Below are 915 nucleotides of genomic sequence, written 5' to 3'. Positions count from 1 at the left end.
GTACAAAACACTGCCTAAGTACCAACCGGCGTTGAAGCACCTATAACGTATAAGCTCTTTCCGAAACTCTTATAAGATGTTATTCTAACTGTACTTTATTATTTCCTACTTATTCTTTCACCTCAAATCAAAAACTGATTAACCTCATCTTGAGATAAATCTGCCAGTTTCTTTCCTTTTTTTCTTGCATATCTTGAAAGTTCCAATAAATTAACATGACAGGATGGTGCATTAACATACGGATTCGGTGTTTCATAATAACCTTCACTGAGTACAGCTTTTTTCATAGATTCAGGCCTCAATTCTCTTCTCTTTTCTGATAACGTTCTATCAAGCACTGGTGCTCTTTACTTTCCTTATCATAATTAATTCCCACAAGTAAAATATCCCCAGTATAAGCTATAATCGAATCAGGATATTTTCGCTCTTTAATCTGCTGCAATGCCGTTACAGCCTTTTTATTCCATTTTAGTTCAATTACCAGTGCAGGATAATCATCAATATATTCCGGTTTCGGTATATAAACAAAATCAGCAAATCCTCTACCTGTCGGCAATTCTCGAACTGGCTTAAAATAATAGGACATCGAACTTAAATAAGCAATTGTCAGCACACTGCAGAGGGAATTTTCATCGTTATATTGGATGACTGAAGTATAATCAGAATGAATTTTTTCAATTTCAGCTGCCACACCCTTTTCATTCATATCCAGAGTTTCTTCCAACAATTTCATCGAAGACTGTTGAAATTGAATCATTTCATCCCATTTTCTGCGCTTGACAGCCTTTATCAGTTCCATCCGCACTTCTTCATTCGGAATAAACGCTCTCTCCTTGTCCTGGTCATAAGCCAAATAGCCAAGATGAATCAAATAAGTCAAAACATCGTCCCGGCAATAAAAATTGTTCATATCAT

2 protein-coding genes are annotated in these 915 nt (G+C 35.8%); both read right to left on the bottom strand.

The window, feature by feature from the left end; all coding sequences use genetic code 11:
• Positions 1–122: 122 nt before the first annotated feature.
• Positions 123–287: a hypothetical protein gene (locus WMO25_RS18430; RefSeq protein WP_349086712.1), complete on the bottom strand. Its 165-nt coding sequence runs from the start codon at positions 285–287 to the stop codon at positions 123–125.
• A gap of 11 nt (positions 288–298) precedes the next feature.
• Positions 299–915: PD-(D/E)XK nuclease domain-containing protein (locus tag WMO25_RS18425; protein WP_349086710.1), on the bottom strand; the 617-nt coding region annotated here is incomplete at its 5' end.

This window comes from Coprococcus intestinihominis (genome assembly GCF_040096555.1).
GTDB lineage: Bacteria > Bacillota > Clostridia > Lachnospirales > Lachnospiraceae > Coprococcus_A > Coprococcus_A intestinihominis.
The sequence above is the reverse complement of the archived record's forward strand: the minus strand, read 5'-3'. Positions and strand labels throughout refer to the sequence as shown.